General features: G+C 34.9%; 11 protein-coding genes. 4 read left to right on the top strand and 7 right to left on the bottom strand.

Annotated elements, in window-relative coordinates; genetic code table 11:
- Positions 1–3 precede the first annotated feature (3 nt).
- The 4 genes from ACO05K_RS18515 to ACO05K_RS18500 all read left to right on the top strand — a co-directional run bounded on the left by ACO05K_RS18515 (position 4) and on the right by ACO05K_RS18500 (position 5,629).
- On the top strand, positions 4–1,152 hold the full coding sequence (locus tag ACO05K_RS18515) for a glycosyltransferase family 4 protein (protein ID WP_421945893.1): 1,149 nt from the start codon (positions 4–6) through the stop codon (positions 1,150–1,152).
- Positions 1,153–1,381: 229 nt separating this feature from the next.
- Positions 1,382–2,062 carry a methyltransferase domain-containing protein gene (locus ACO05K_RS18510; RefSeq protein WP_421945892.1) on the top strand — a complete coding sequence of 227 codons (681 nt, stop codon included), beginning with the start codon at positions 1,382–1,384 and terminating at the stop codon, positions 2,060–2,062.
- 166 nt (positions 2,063–2,228) lie between these two features.
- Entirely contained in the window at positions 2,229–4,544 is a 2,316-nt protein-coding gene (locus ACO05K_RS18505) for an SLBB domain-containing protein (protein ID WP_421945891.1), read from the top strand.
- 2 nt (positions 4,545–4,546) lie between these two features.
- Positions 4,547–5,629 carry a hypothetical protein gene (locus ACO05K_RS18500; RefSeq protein ID WP_421945890.1) on the top strand — a complete coding sequence of 361 codons (1,083 nt, stop codon included), beginning with the start codon at positions 4,547–4,549 and terminating at the stop codon, positions 5,627–5,629.
- A 113-nt stretch (positions 5,630–5,742) separates the two neighbouring features.
- Here the strand turns inward: ACO05K_RS18500 and ACO05K_RS18495 are convergent, their stop codons facing one another.
- The 7 genes from ACO05K_RS18495 to ACO05K_RS18465 all read right to left on the bottom strand — a co-directional run bounded on the left by ACO05K_RS18495 (position 5,743) and on the right by ACO05K_RS18465 (position 15,563).
- Positions 5,743–7,446, bottom strand: coding sequence for a capsule assembly Wzi family protein (locus ACO05K_RS18495; protein ID WP_421945889.1), 1,704 nt, complete (start codon positions 7,444–7,446; stop codon positions 5,743–5,745).
- 11 nt (positions 7,447–7,457) lie between these two features.
- On the bottom strand, positions 7,458–9,146 hold the full coding sequence (locus ACO05K_RS18490) for a capsule assembly Wzi family protein (RefSeq protein ID WP_421945888.1): 1,689 nt from the start codon (positions 9,144–9,146) through the stop codon (positions 7,458–7,460).
- Complete coding sequence (locus ACO05K_RS18485) at positions 9,143–9,790, bottom strand: hypothetical protein (protein ID WP_421945887.1); 648 nt, start codon at positions 9,788–9,790, stop codon at positions 9,143–9,145. Before ACO05K_RS18485 ends, ACO05K_RS18490 begins: the two co-directional genes overlap by 4 nt.
- A 9-nt stretch (positions 9,791–9,799) precedes the next feature.
- Positions 9,800–11,734: a polysaccharide biosynthesis protein gene (locus ACO05K_RS18480; protein ID WP_421945886.1), complete on the bottom strand. Its 1,935-nt coding sequence runs from the start codon at positions 11,732–11,734 to the stop codon at positions 9,800–9,802.
- A gap of 648 nt (positions 11,735–12,382) precedes the next feature.
- On the bottom strand, positions 12,383–13,345 hold the full coding sequence (locus ACO05K_RS18475; protein WP_421945885.1) for an MraY family glycosyltransferase: 963 nt from the start codon (positions 13,343–13,345) through the stop codon (positions 12,383–12,385).
- A 68-nt stretch (positions 13,346–13,413) separates the two neighbouring features.
- Positions 13,414–14,313: an NAD-dependent epimerase/dehydratase family protein gene (locus tag ACO05K_RS18470; protein WP_421945884.1), complete on the bottom strand. Its 900-nt coding sequence runs from the start codon at positions 14,311–14,313 to the stop codon at positions 13,414–13,416.
- Positions 14,310–15,563 carry a glycosyltransferase family 4 protein gene (locus ACO05K_RS18465; protein WP_421945883.1) on the bottom strand — a complete coding sequence of 418 codons (1,254 nt, stop codon included), beginning with the start codon at positions 15,561–15,563 and terminating at the stop codon, positions 14,310–14,312. Before ACO05K_RS18465 ends, ACO05K_RS18470 begins: the two co-directional genes overlap by 4 nt.
- Position 15,564 lies beyond the last annotated feature (1 nt).

The following is a 15,564-nucleotide window of genomic DNA, read 5'->3' as shown; positions in this document are numbered from 1 at the left end:
CAGATGAATATACTAATTTTAGGCACCTCGTCAGATCTTTATGGTGGAAGTAAAATATTATCAATTGTTGCTAAAATCTTAGCTGATAATAATCATAAGCCCATAGTCGTACTTTCCGAAACCGGCGAGCTTGTAGATGAGTTGAACAAACTTGGAGTAGAAGTTCGAATTATTCGTTTAGGCATCTTAAGAAGGAAATATTTTTCAATCCCTGGAATACTGAACCGGATAAACGTTACCGGCAAAGCCTGGAACGTGCTAAGTAAATTGATAGACGATGAAAAAATTGATATCCTTTACTCCAACACCACCGGCGTTTTAATTGGTGCATTTTTAGCCAAGAGGAAAAAAATTAAACACATCTGGCATATACACGAAATTATAGCCAAGCCAGAAATTTTCACCAGTGTTTTAAGTTTTTTGATAGAAAAATATAGTCATAATATCATTGTCGTTTCAAATGCAGTTAAACAGCACTGGGAAAAACACATCCGTAAGCAAGCCATAACCAGAATTTACAATGGCATCGACACAAGTATTTATGGCCAAAACGAAGGATTACTCAAGGAGGAATTAAACCTGAACAATAATGATTTCTTAATTGGAATGATTGGCAGAGTAAATCATTGGAAAGGACAAGACTATTTTATTGATATTGCAAAACTAATTTTAGAGCAACAACCAAACGTTAAATTTGTAATTGCAGGAGATGCCTACCCCGGAAATGAGCATTTAGTTGATAAATTGGTAAATCGGATAGAAAATGAAAATCTAAAAAAAGCAATACATTACATCGGTTACAGAACAGACATCCCAAATATTTTAAATTCTCTGGATGTTTTTGTTTTGCCATCAACATGTCCAGATCCATTCCCAACCGTTATTTTAGAGGCGATGGCAAGTTCCAAACCAGTAATTGCGACCAAGCATGGAGGCGCTTGTGAGATGATTGCTGATAACGAAACCGGAATCTTAATTCCTTACAACAATGCTCAACAATCAGCCGGAAAAATTTTAAAATTAATTACAAATGAAAAGCAATTATCTGAAATGGGTAAGCTTGCCAAGGTAAGGATAGAGACTTTGTTCTCGCTAAAAATGTTTACAAAATCTATTCTAAATATTATTAACCAAACTTATGATCTCAAATAATTAAATTTTCATACTGATTTAACATTGAATTACTAATAATGAAGTAATATATCTAAAAATTAGTCATTTGATTTTTTAACTTATATTTGCCCTTAAAAATACTTTATTTGTTTTAACATACAGTTGCGCATATTTTAAAAACAATAACACGCCGATTAAACAAATAATTTCAAGATTAGCCAGTTAACAACTAAGCTGTTCTGGTTATCTTAAAATAAAAAAAACTTTTATGAATTCTCTTAAAATTTTCTCTTCATCTACCGAAAAAGAATCGTTAGGACACAAATTTAGGCGCAAAAGATTCTCTTTCTTATTTGAAAATTTGGAGGCTTTATGTAAGGAGAAAGAAAAAAACAATACCCTTCCCGTTAAAATATTAGATGTTGGCGGCCTTCAATCTTATTGGGAAAATATGGGCATGGATAATAATCCGAATTTGGATATCACTCTGGTTAATTTGGCAGCCGAAGGAGCGAAATTTAAAAATATATCATCTATTGTTGGTGATGCTACAAATTTACAGAACATAAAAGATAACGAATATGATGTAGCTTTTTCAAATTCAGTTATCGAACATCTATACAGCTTTGAAAATCAGCGGAAGATGAGCGAGGAAGTAAAACGTGTTGGTCGCTATCATTTTATCCAGACTCCAAATAGGTTTTTCTTTCTAGAGCCCCATTATTTATTGCCATTTGTACAATTCCTACCAAAACAAACCCTATTTTCTCTATTAACAAAAACCAAAATAAGTAGAGGGCATAAATGGGATAAAGACTATGCAAAGCAGTACATAGATGAAATTCGGCTACTTACATTAAAAGAAATGAAAATACTATTTCCCGAGAGTAAAATTTATAAAGAGAAATTTTTAGGGATGCTGAAATCTTTTACTGCACACAATTTTTAACCTATTGCCAAACTATGGAGCGGATATTTATTGGCGAAAGCCCAAATAGGAATCAACATTAATAATACAACTCGTTTAATGCATAATGTTGAAGCAATTAATGCACCTCAGCATTTACTATTTTAACTTATATTTGCGATTAATAAAAATTAAAATTTTATAATACATGCGTTTTAAAAATATCTTTTGTGCCCTAATTCTAATTGCTTTACTACCATTAGCAAAATTATCCGCACAAACCATATCTACCGATAACCTAAGCAAGGTAAGGGTAGAACAGTTATCCGACGCACAAATATTAGAAATATCGAAAAGATTTGAAGCTTCGGGTATTAGTGAAGCCGAAGCCATAAAGATTTTAGTAGCTAAAGGCATGGACCCTGCCGAAGTTGATAAATATAAAGAGCGCTTAGCCGAAGTTCAATCCGGTGGAAAAACAGCTAAAAACACAACTCAACCAACAGTAGTAAAAGCACAAGATCCTAAAAATAGAGACACTACTCGCTCTAGCGAACCTAAGCCGGTTAAAAAAAGTAGCCCGATTTATGGTTACGAATTCTTTAATAATCCTAATCTTAAATTCGAACCAAATATTCGCATTGCGACACCTAAAAGCTATGTCTTAGGTCCTGATGATGAACTATCAATTTTATTAACAGGTTTAAATGAAAGCACTACAAACGCCAAGGTATCTCCAGAAGGAAATGTTAAAATTCCTTATGCAGGCTTAGTTTATGTTAATGGGTTGAGTATTGAGCAGGCAACATCGCAAATTCGCTCTAAAATGGTTAAAGCTTACCCGGCTTTGGCCTCTGGACAAACAAAATTAAATGTAAATTTAGGAACGGTAAGAAGTATCAGAGTAACCATTATTGGTGATGTCAATACACCTGGAACTTATACGGTTTCATCACTCTCTACATTATTTAATGCCTTATATCAAAGTGGTGGACCAACAAATCGCGGCTCACTTCGTAAAATTGAACTAATTAGAAATAATAGGGTTATTCAGGTTGTAGACTTATATAGTTTTCTTCAAAAAGGAATACAAACGGATAATGTAAGCTTACGCGATCAGGATGTGATTAGGATACCAGTATACACCACTCGTGTGGCAATTGATGGCTCAGTAAAAAGGCCAGGTGTTTACGAACTTAAAAATTCTGAAACCTTAAGTGATTTAATTACCTATGCTGGAGGTTTTAGCGATTTAGCATACAAAGGAATTGCTAAGGTTACTCAAGTTGGTGAAAAAGAGCGAAGTGTTAAAGACATTTCAGCAGATATGTTTGATCGCTATACTTTAAAAAATGCAGATTCTGTTTACTTCGGTGCTATTTTAGAAAGGTTTGCCAATAGAGTGGTAATTGATGGCGCAGTTTACAGACCGGGAACTTTTGAATTGAGCCAAGGCTTAAGTCTTAAAACTTTAATTGCTAAAGCTGATGGATTAAGAGAAGACGCGGCTCTAGGGAACGGATATATTAAACGTATAAAGCCAGATTTAGAAAAGGAAATGATATCCTTTAATCTTGGAAATGTAATGTCTGGAAAAGATAACGATATCGTTTTAATGAGAGAGGATTCTATATTTGTCACTTCAACGAAGAGTTTGCGAGATGAATCGTCTATCAGTATCGGTGGTCATGTAAAAGCACCCGGTTCATTTCAATACAGAAAAGGCATGAGCGTTGCAGATGTAGTGAACATGGCAAACGGTTTTACAAATGATGCAGCAAACCACAGAATTGAAATATCAAGATTGATTAAAGACACTTCCGATACTTTATCAAATCAACTGGTAAAAATCATTACACTAAGCTTAGATTCAGCTCTTTCTTCTCAAGATGGAAACTTTTTGTTAGAGCCTTTAGATTACATCTATGTACCTCGATTAGTTAATTACCGTTCTATTGGTAACGTTAAAATTCGTGGAGAAGTTTTATTCCCTGGAGATTACGCCCAACAAAGAAGAGACGAAACGGGAATCGAGTTTATAAAACGTGCTGGTGGTGTAACGCCACTTGGCTCTCTTGAAAATACACAGGTTTACCGTAACGGTGTAAGAGTAGATATGGACCTAACCGGAAAGCGTAAAAGACAATCTGCAGAAGCAACAATACTAATGCCTGGAGATAGCCTTTTTATACCTAAAAATGAACCTTTTGTTGAGGTTACAGGATCAGTTAACAATCCTCAGTTACTACGCTATGCCAATTCCAACTTTAAATATTATGTTGATGCAGCTGGCGGAATTACCGAAAATGCAAGATTAAAGGGTGCTTATATCAAATACCCTAACGGCATTAATGCACCTGTAAAGACATTCCTGTTCATCAAAAACTACCCTAAAGTAACCGCTGGTAGCCAAATAATTGTACCAGAAAAAACAGGTAAAAACAAATTAGGCTTTGCAGAGATTACCACAATTGCTTCAGCACTAACTGGAATTGTTAGTTTAATCGCCATATTATTTAAATAAGAATGCAAACCGAAGAAAATAAAACTAAATACACTAATGTGGAAGAGGAATTTTCTTTTGCAAGTATGATTAATGCCCGCAAAAAAGACCTTGCTTATTTATGGAAATTTAAACTCAGAATATTAATTATTGGATTAATTGGAGGAGGATTAGGTTTAATTATGGCATTATTTTGGCCGGTAAGCTACACCGCAAAGCTTACATTTGTTGTAGAAGAAGGTAAATCAAGCGGTGGCGGTATATTATCTTCTCTTGCCGGACAAATGGGTTTTGACATTGGTGGCTTAACTGGCGGAACAAGTGGCGTTTTAGCCGGAGACAATGTGCTACAATTATTAACCAGCCAGAAAATGGTTAAGCAAACCATTTTGACACCGCTAGACACAGCCAATAAAGATTATACAATCGCAGATAAATATGCTGATGCTTATAAGTTAAAGGAAGACTGGAAAGACCTTAAAGCAAACACAAAGAAGGAAAAAATCATGTTCCCTTCTGATACTAGAAAATACACCCGTTTACAGGATAGTTTACTTCAGGATATTATCAGAAGAGTTACGGAAAAGGAACTATCTGTGAGCAAACCTGACAAAAAACTTGGCTTTTTTGCTCTAACTACAACAATGAAAAACGAGCAGTTAGCAAGTTTAGTATCTACCCGCTTGATTGACGAGGCTACGCAGTTCTACATCGAAACTAAAACCAAAAGATTACGTATAAATGTAAATCGATTACAGCATAGGGCAGATAGTATTGGAAGATTGTTAAATCGTAAAACATACGCAGCAGCGGGCGCAAATGCTATCATGTTAGATGCTAATCCTGCCTTTGCTACTATTGGAGTTGGTGCAGAACTTCAAGAGCGTGATAAGAGAGTTTTACAAACTATTTACTCAGAAATCATCAAAAACTTAGAAGTAAGCCGATCTATGCTTATGCAGGAAACACCAACATTCCAAATTGTTGATGAACCTGAAATGCCATTGAAGAAAAACAAAATGAGTAAGGTTTTTGGTATCGCAGTGGGGGGGGTATTACTCGGAGCTTTTTATTGCTTGTTTCTTCTGATTAAAAGAAAGGATTAGATTAATTTTCTTTTAATATTATCATTCTGAGCGGAGTCAAAGAATCTATTAATTCGTATTCCCATAACTGGATGTCACTCTGAGTGTAGTTGAAGAGCAATGCGCTGCCAGCACTAAAACCTAAACGCCACCGCTAATTCCCCATGAAAATTAAACACAGTATTATGTGGAATATAATATTGCGTATCGGTAAAATCCTTTTGCCTCCACTGGTAATTCAAAGACTTAATCCCTTGAATTTTTGCATTAAACAAGAAATTTTTATAATCCCAATTACCTTCAGCTGCTAGAGCAAAATCCACCCAACTTCTGCTCCCCCCTTTTGCATTACCAAAACCAGCACTATCATAAAAATCACGGTTATGTTCTAACCTATCAAACGACAAGCCTAACTTTTTCAAACCCTTAACCCAGCTAATATCGAAAGATTGCAAATTACTTCCTGGACCCGAACCTGCGCCCAACACTTCTCCATTATGGGTATAACCTTGTCTTGCTTCAAAATGATAATAAAAACTTCCAGCATCTCTTAAAAGCAAGCCATCTATAGTCTGAGACATTTGGGTAATTTCAGCACCAAATTGTATAAACTCTTCGGTTTTATCTTTCAAAGGAATTAATTTTTTAAAGCCAAAAAGATAAGCTCGTGAATGATCTGGAGAACCAATAAAATCTCTGAAGTTGTATGAATTATCATTTAAACCATATTCAAAGTATACCTCTGCTTTTGCTTTAGTTAATACCCATCTGGCATAAAGTGATGTACGCTGATCCCTCGCTTGTCCATCATCTCCACCCCCGTTATCAATTCTATTTTTTCTGAAAGGAATGAAGAATGGAAGATAATCATCTAAACCTTCCAAATCTGGCCCATACGACATAAAGGTTCTCGTAAAACCAATAAATAAGCCAGGCAACCATTTAGGTTGATAGTTAACATTCAAGCCTGCTAAATATCTCCAATCATCCCTTGGTTTTTTATATATCAAAGTACCATTGCTAGTCTTAGTATTATCTAGTGGAGAAAATCCAGAAGACTCTAATCGGCCACCAAATACTTGTCCTTCAAAAGAACCTACTGGAGTTTTCACTGGGCGAACAGTGTTTAATGTAACATGCTTAAAACCCTGTGCATTATTACTCATCATTAAACTATTTTTTATCCCAGGCCCCCACCATAGATTTTCATTAGATAAGCCCAAAGATGCAGGCCCTAAAGTTAGGCGGATGCTACTCTGTCCCCAATTAAATTTACTGTATGGGGCATTTCCAAAACGCTCAGGTGCATCTATTGCATTATAATTTACATAGTAAGCACGCAACTCAGCATCCGAACGAAGATTTCCGTAGCTTGCAAAGGAAACATTTTGAGCATATACATACTCTGGTCTTAATTGTATACTTAAAGGCCCGAACTTAGCAAAAAAACCACCCGAAATTATTGTTTGATAGCCTTTAGCAAGAATCATTGCTCCGTCGTTCCAGCCATAAGGATGATGAGAATTAAACTGCTGTTGCCAACTAAATGGTAATATTTGAAACTTACCTCTGCCGTTTGCAAAAGAAATTGGTCCAGAGGATTTATAAAATCCATCAGCTAAATTATTAGTAGGATCAAAAATATCATTCAGCTTTAAAGCCTCATTTGATAAAGGTCGATTGCTAAAGGAAATCGTCGAATCTAATTTACCTTGTAATTGTAGCCTCCTGTAATACTCATCCAGCCCTTGTGTTCCTACAGGAATAGTTTGTCCAAACAAGTCTATTGAAGCCCCAATTAAAAGAAAGACAAATGTATAGTAGAAAATATTCTTCATTATTTATTGACTTAAAAACGATAAGTTACTCCTGCTTGCAGTTGTAAGTTAAAGACATCTTTACCCGGAGTCATGTAAGACTGACCTGGCTCATCTGGTAAATACCATTGATAGTTTAAGGACTGAATACCTTGAAGTTTACCGTTGAAAATAAAGTTTTTATAATTCCACTCACCGCTCGCCGCAAAACTTAAATCTGTCCAGTGCCTTCTAAAATCCTTTGAATCATTAAAAGCGTAATAGTAAAAATCATTATTGTGTACCAATCGTTCAATCTGGAAGCCTAATCTTTTCAAACCTTTTACCCAACTTAATTCTACAGATTGATGATTGGCACCTGGGCCAATGCCTGCCCCCAATACTTGTCCTCTATTGGTATAACCATGCCTGATATTCTTGCTCGTATACCAGCTATCAAGGTTCAATACTTTCGAGATATTAGTTTCTTGCATTTGTGTAACCTCCGCACTTAACATAAGGTTTTCTCCGTTACGCGAACCGAAGGGAAATAACTTTCTGATTCCGAAGATATATGCTCTCGATACATTGGGCTCCAAAGCCAAATCATTTATTCCCCCAGAATAGTTATTTCTGCCAAATTCAAAATAAACTTCAGCTTTTTCTTCTGTCCATAACCATCGTATGAAATATGAATTTCTTTGATCTCTTTTATTAATTGCCTCGGCCGCCGAAGATTGTTTTTTAGAAGAGAAGAAAGGTAAATAATCGCCAATTGAACCCAAAGCTGTACTATATTGTTGTGCACTTCGGGTTAAGCCTAAAAACAAACCTGGCACCCATTTTGGTTGCCACGTTAAAACTAATCCAGATAAATAACGCCAGTCATTAGGTTTGGCAACATACAGTGGTTGATAAAAATACTCTCGTTCCGGCTCAAGTACACCATACCCTGAATTCTCTAGCCGTCCAGCGATGATTTGCCCCTCAAATGAACCTACAGGGCTTTTGATAGGCCTTCTGGTATTCAATGTCAGGTGTTTAAAGCCAGGCGCAGTATTACTCATCAAGAGAGAATTCCGTACACCAGGACCCCACCATAAATTTTCGGTTGATAAGCCAAATGATAAAGCTTGATAGTTTAAACGAATGCTACTTTGCCCCCAATAAGCTTTAGTGAGGCCATCTCTACCAAATCTGGCAGGTAAATCTATGTTATTGTAGAAATCATAATATCTGGCCGTTACTACATCATAATGATTTTTATCAAAGGTTTCAAAACTAGTATTTGCAGCAAGCACAACCTCTGGCTTAAACTGTATGGTTAGAGGCCCGTATTCAGCATAAATCCCGGCAGTTAATAAAGTCTGAAGACCTTTTGTCGGAATCATAGCACCATCATTCCAACCGTATGGATGGTGAGAATTATTTTGTAACAAAACTCCCATAGGTAAAAGCTGCCACCTAAATTTTCCATCTTTCGAAATACCTGAGCGTTCGGCATCAAATAGATTATATCTCATCTCAGTAGAATCGGGATAATCCATATCTTTTATTCCAAAAGCCGTTTTAGGAATGATAGGCCTTACAGTAAAGGAAACTGTAGAATCTAACTTCCCGGAAAGCTGGGCTCTTCTGTAATAATCCTCTAAAGCAGCTGAACCAACTGACAACGACTGCCCATAACTATAAGTTATAGATGTTAATATAATTACAACAGTATAGTAAATTGACTTTCTCATAAATTAATGACCTTAACCCTGATATTATCGACCGACCAACTTTCATTACATTTAGGATCAGAAGTATTAGTCTGGGTAAGCTGATCTCTACATTGCATCAAAAGCGTCGATTTAGAATGTTCGATAATTTTCTTGATCTTATATAATGTGGTTCCGCCAATTTTACCGGATAAGCTACACACGCCTGGTAAATTTGGATTTGCTGCGCCAGTTTTAGGATTGTTGTATGCATTTGGGAAATCTGAAGGATAAGATTGCGGAGGGCAAAATCCCGAATTATTGCAATTCTCATTAGAGAATGTTGCATTAACGTATAAGAATCCATCTACCATAAATTTCCAGATGTCTGGACCATCGACTCCGCCACTAACCTTATTTCCCTCCCAGCTATCATGAATGTATAAATCAAAGGAAACTTCAACAAGTTTGTGATTAGGAAGATTTGAAAGATTTAAGTCAAATCCTGAAGCATTATAGCGACCCAAAACCATTGAACCATTATAGTTTTCTAAAATGGCATTGCCAATTCCTTCGATCTTATTGGTTTCAAAGTCATTAAAATAGACTTCCTCTTCATTTTTCACTTCCTTGGCACAAGAACCAATAAATAGCCAAAGAATTATAATTCCTGTTAATCTTTTCATATATCCTGACTAAGATAGTTGATCCAATTCTTCAAAAACTGAATTCTTACTCTTAAACTCAGGAACCAACTTTTTCATGTTGATTACAACCTGGCGGTCGTTATTGCTTTTAGCTGATTGTATAAGTGTTGTGATTTGATCAACAATATCATTAAATACGTATTCCCTCACTTTACCAATCATTATTTTTTGATGGTGTGTAGGCATGGTATTTTCATTATCATTTAATAATTCTTCGTAAAGTTTTTCTCCCGGCCTTAAGCCAGAGTATTCAATTTTAACATCAACATTTGGTTCCAAACCTGCTAAACGAATCATTTTTTTGGCTAATTCTACAATCTTAACAGATTTACCCATATCAAAAATAAAAATTTCACCACCTTTGCCCATACATCCAGCTTCCAAAACTAATCTGCAAGCCTCAGGAATTGTCATAAAATACCGAGTAATTTCCGGGTGAGTAACCGTGAGCGGACCTCCCTTTTCAATCTGCTGTTTAAATCGAGGAATTACGGAGCCATTTGAACCCAGTACGTTGCCAAATCGGGTAGTAATAAACTTAGTGATTGGTTTTACATCAAGTTCGTTAATATAGCTTAATCCATTACTAAATATAAAATCAGATTGGTTTAAGGAGTTGTTAAGCGATTGAACATAAATTTCAGCGATGCGTTTAGAGGCTCCCATCACATTCGTTGGATTCACGGCTTTGTCTGTAGAAATCATTACAAATTTCTGAACCCCATATTTAACCGACTTATCTGCAATTGTTTTAGTACCCAATACATTTGCTTTAATGGCCTCTGCCGGATTATCCTCCATTAGCGGAACATGTTTATAAGCCGCGGCATGGTATACATAATGCGGTTTGTAGGTATTAAACAGCACATCCATACGCTGTTCATCACGTACGTCTCCTATGAAAGCATGATAGTTTTTACTGCGGTTGTTTTCTTCTAGTTCAAGATATAACTCATGTAAAGCAGATTCAGCCTGATCACAGATGATGATTAAGCCCACATCAAATTTAGACAATTGACGTACGATCTCACTACCAATAGAACCTGCTGCCCCGGTAATTAAAATTCGCTTTTTATCCAGCATTTTCCCAATTCCATCAATATCAATATCAATAGATTTACGGTTTAATAAATCTTCAATATTAAGTTTTTGAATCTGAGCGGGCTGTAATTTTCCATTCGTCCACACATCAGGAGGAGGAATATTTAAAATTTTAATGTCATTTTCCAGGCACAAATCGATAATTTGATCTTTGCGCTCATCAGGTATAGTATATGAAGCAAAGATAATTTCATCCAATTCATGTTCTAAAATTAAACTTTCCAATCGTTTTGCATCTAAAATCCTTACCCCGTCAATAGTCTTACCGACTTTTCTGTCATCGTCATCCACAAAGGCAACAATATTCTTATTTACGCTACCATCGTGGTCAAATGTTCTTTTTGTAGCTAAGCCAGCCTCTCCAGCTCCGTAAATAATGACCTTTTTCTTATCAAGCTTAAGGTTTTTAATATATAGGAAAAAATATTTGATTAATATCCGATAAGTAATTAGTAAAAGAAAACTCGCCAGACCATTTGTTATCAAAACAGTATGCGAAATTAAAAGTTCTTGAAAAAATGTTATTGATATCAGGTTTAGGACAAAAAAGGTTCCATTACTGATAATAACAGAAAATAATATCCTGAACGAATCTTGTGCACTCGTATATCTAATAATACCGGCATAAGTCTTAATATTAAGAAAGACAGCAACATTAATTATTCCAAGAATCAATATACTTCTCGCAAGTTCTGAAATATTAACAGAAGTCAAGTCTAAATTATGCCTTAGCGCATGAGCAAAGACCATAGAGAATGTGCAGATAATAATATCTAAGAGAAAAATTATCCAGCGAGGAACAATATTAATTTGAGTAAACAAGATTCTATAGGCTTTATTTAACCGTAAAGATAAATATAATATTAATACGGTTAAATAATATATTTCCGATACATGTACCAATTAGCAATTAAAATGCCATAAAAAATAATAGCTTCCTAGAGCTAATACTTGTCATTATTAGCGTAGTCGAAGATTAACCATTATAGCCGTTATTGCGGGGTATTGCATTTCCCGATTCTTTGGGGAAGCATCCATAAACCAATTTATCTAATATAACAATTTTCACAGGTGCAAATCTTATCTTAAGCCTGTCTAATTCGTCGTCCTGAGCGGAGTCGAAGGCTAACCAATATTACCGTCATTGCGAGGTACGAAGCAATCTCTAAAACAGTTGGTTCAACTGCACGATACCAAGAAGTTCAAATTTCATTTTTTGCTTTCTAGTTTCATCACCCTAAGCGGAGTTGAAGGACATACCCTATTTACAAAGCGCAGAATGTCTGATTCTTCAGTAGAACAATCTCTAGGCCATATTACCACACTTCATTGTGGCATAAACATAATCGTAATCCTAAATGGATTCGAAGGACTAATCAACATAATCACCATTGCAAGGCACAGCACCTCCCAATTATTCGCGAAAGCGACCTATAAACTAATTTGTCAGATAGCACGATTTACACAGGACTACCCTAATAATTTGCGCTTCCCCTCAGTTAAAAACCTAATTATAAGAAAAGCCACAACTGAAACAAAAACAAAAAAGATTGCCATATAGAAAGAATCTTTCAATAAAAAAATAATTGCTGAATTAATGATAAGCTGAACAATAAAATACCCAACGGAAACCAGCAAATGAGACCATCCTCTTTCATTGGTTAAATACTGGTAAAAATGACTGCGGTGAGCTTCAAAGATGTTTTCCTTTTTCATCAAACGAAAGAAAATAGTAATTACAGCATCTAATCCGTAAACCAACAAGAACAATATATAATTAAAATTGCCCGTTTTTATAATTAATTGTCCTATCAAGTAAACAATAATAAAGGCAATACTAACGCTCCCAACATCTCCGGCGAAACATTTCGCTCTTTTCCTAAAGTTGAAGAAGTTAAAAACCAATAATGATAAACCAACTACTATCAGAAAATCTGACGATATAAATGTTACCACATAGTTATTAATGTAATATAAGGTAGCTATAGCCAATAGGCTGTAAGAACCGGTTATTCCATTAATGCCGTCCATAAAATTGTAGGCATTTATCGTTCCGATTACAAAAATTAAAGCTATAGGAATCCAGTACCAAGCAAGTTCAAAAAGATTCCATTGATAAAACATCAGTAATACAGCAATTAGATGAACGCTTAACCTAATTTTGTTGTTGAGTGTTAATATATCATCTATAAAACTAATTGTAGCAATTGCAATTAGGCCGATTATAAAATATTGAAACTGAAAGCCAGATAGAATGAAAAAAATTATTCCAGACAAACAAAATATTACACCGCCACCTCTTAATGTAATGCTGTTATGCGAGCTCCTGGCATTTGGTTTATCGATAATGTTGAAATGATCTGCAACTTTAAAATAAATTAACTCTATTGCAAAAAGACTAAACAAGATGGTAACTGCAGCTAAAAACGTCATTTTAGTTATTAATGGACAAAGATAATATTTACTTAATAAACAGCGGTAAGTTTCTTGTTAGTCGATAGTTATAAACCGAAGGATTTTGCGGTCAAGGTTAACCCATCCTGGCTTGTTACTGGAAATTCAGTATTTAAAGCTTTTTTAATTTTCTCATTACTTACAACATAGTTCTCCGTTAACTTATTCAACCTTTCCGTATTCAATGGAAGCTTAAATATATCGCCAAATTTAGCTGCACCCCGGATTAAATTACTAGGTATACCCCACAGTTTAGGCCTTTTACCCAAAGAACCTGCTAAAATTTCCACAACCTCATTCGTAGATAATGATTTATCATCTGCTATTTGATAAATACCAGAAAAAATGTCTTTTTGAAGCAATTCGTTAATAACAAAGCACAAATTTTCGATACTTAAAAAGGAACGTTTATTTTGGAATGAGGCTAATGGATAAGGTATATTCTTTTCAACAAATTTGTATAATAAATTAAGATTTCCTTTATTACCTGGGCCATGTATCATGCAGGGTCTTAAAATATAATAAGATTTTCCTTCTGGTAATTCTTGACTTTGAATGTAGTGTTCAGCCATTAACTTAGATTTTCCATAATCTGTTTTAGGATTTGGTAAAGCATCTTCTGTTAAAGTGCCATTAACTATATCTGCTACTGCTTTAACCGAACTGATGAATATGAACTTTTTGATATCTGATTTTAGAAAGACATCATATAATTTTTTAGTTAGTTCAAAATTAACCTGATAATATTCATCAGGATTAGATGTCTTTTTAAGGTCGTGCGCTTTGCCTGCCAAATGTACAATAGCATAGCTTCCATTTAAAGAAAATTCATTCTCCAATTCATTTCTATCCAATCTTCGGGTTAAATTATTTGCTTTTTGTAAATACGGAATTAGATTCATCCCAACAAAACCACTGGCACCAGTTATCACAATCTCCGGTTTCATATCAATGAACTAATTAAACTAACATATTGATTAGCAACAATCTCTTTACTATATAAAGTGTTAACAACTTGATATCCATTATTTCCCATTTTAATCAGTTCTGTCTTTGTAACACCTTTTAAATATTTAACGATCTTTTCTGTCTTGGCTAAATCCTCGTGATCAATAATCAATTTAGCGCATGAATGCTTACTAAGAAAGTTAATTATTGGAGTACCTAGCCCAGAACATACGATTAAAGGTTTTGCGCAAGCCATTATCGTGTAAACTTTGGAAGGAAACCCGTGGCCTTCCATTTCTTTCGACATAAATATAAACTGCAAATCAGCAAATGCTAACAGCTGCGCCATCAATTCTCTAGGCTGATAAGATAAGATATGTACATGATTTAAGTTGTAAATCCTAACTTGTTCTACTAAATGTTGCTTCATTACACCCTCGCCAATAATGTAGAAATCAATGTTGTCTTCCTTCAATAAAATTGCAGCAGAGATTAAAGGTTCCCAATCTTGAGCATGCCCTATATTACCGGCGTACATTAATTTTAGGTTATCATTCTGTCTAAAGTGGGTAGCATTTAATTGAACTTCTTCTTTGCGAAGGGGCTTATATAAATCAGTATCAACGAAATTCGGGATAATATGTAACTTATGTTTATCATCAAACCTATTTAAAATAGTATTGTAAAAAACTTCGTCTATTGTAGTTACCGCATCTGATTTATTATAAACAATTCGTTCGAGCCATTTTAAAAATCTAATAACAATTTTTGACTTTAATCCACCCTGTTCAATCAAAAAATCAGGATAAATCTCTTGAACATTATAAATTACTTTAGCGCCTTTTATTTTGCCAATAATCAAATTTATAAGGCCAATTGTAAGTGGTGGCGAAGGAGACAGAATTGCACCGACGTTTTTCTGCGCTAAGCCAAGGATGAGCGAAAGAATATGCCAATAAACAAAGCCAAATAAACGAAGAACTGTAGATTTAAATTTTTTTTGCGGAACGTGAAGCACCTTAATACCATTAAACACACTAATATAATACAACCCTAAAGCTTTTTTAGCTAAGGGTTGTTGACTAAGATTTTCTGGAACTACATTATAATGCGGAGTTGTTGTTAAAACTACAACTTCAAACCCCGAATCTTTGAAAGCTTTGGCAATGTCATTATATAAGTAAGCAGTTGATACACCATCAGGACTAAATGCTATACTGTGTATTAAAACTTTCTTTTTATTTGACATT

The sequence above is a fragment of the Pedobacter sp. genome (genome assembly GCF_965227205.1).
In the GTDB taxonomy this organism is placed as follows: domain Bacteria; phylum Bacteroidota; class Bacteroidia; order Sphingobacteriales; family Sphingobacteriaceae; genus Pedobacter.
This window is presented reverse-complemented; position numbering and strand designations above follow the sequence as displayed.

Bases quoted from the DNA above. Each gene is read 5' to 3' on its own strand.
- ACO05K_RS18515 (WP_421945893.1), top strand. From the start codon at position 4: ATGAATATACTAATTTTAGGCACCTCGTCAGATCTTTATGGTGGAAGT.
- ACO05K_RS18510 (WP_421945892.1), top strand. From the start codon at position 1,382: ATGAATTCTCTTAAAATTTTCTCTTCATCTACCGAAAAAGAATCGTTA.
- ACO05K_RS18505 (WP_421945891.1), top strand. From the start codon at position 2,229: ATGCGTTTTAAAAATATCTTTTGTGCCCTAATTCTAATTGCTTTACTA.
- ACO05K_RS18500 (WP_421945890.1), top strand. From the start codon at position 4,547: ATGCAAACCGAAGAAAATAAAACTAAATACACTAATGTGGAAGAGGAA.
- ACO05K_RS18495 (WP_421945889.1), bottom strand. From the start codon at position 7,446: ATGAAGAATATTTTCTACTATACATTTGTCTTTCTTTTAATTGGGGCT.
- ACO05K_RS18490 (WP_421945888.1), bottom strand. From the start codon at position 9,146: ATGAGAAAGTCAATTTACTATACTGTTGTAATTATATTAACATCTATA.
- ACO05K_RS18485 (WP_421945887.1), bottom strand. From the start codon at position 9,790: ATGAAAAGATTAACAGGAATTATAATTCTTTGGCTATTTATTGGTTCT.
- ACO05K_RS18475 (WP_421945885.1), bottom strand. From the start codon at position 13,345: ATGACGTTTTTAGCTGCAGTTACCATCTTGTTTAGTCTTTTTGCAATA.
- ACO05K_RS18470 (WP_421945884.1), bottom strand. From the start codon at position 14,313: ATGAAACCGGAGATTGTGATAACTGGTGCCAGTGGTTTTGTTGGGATG.
- ACO05K_RS18465 (WP_421945883.1), bottom strand. From the start codon at position 15,563: ATGTCAAATAAAAAGAAAGTTTTAATACACAGTATAGCATTTAGTCCT.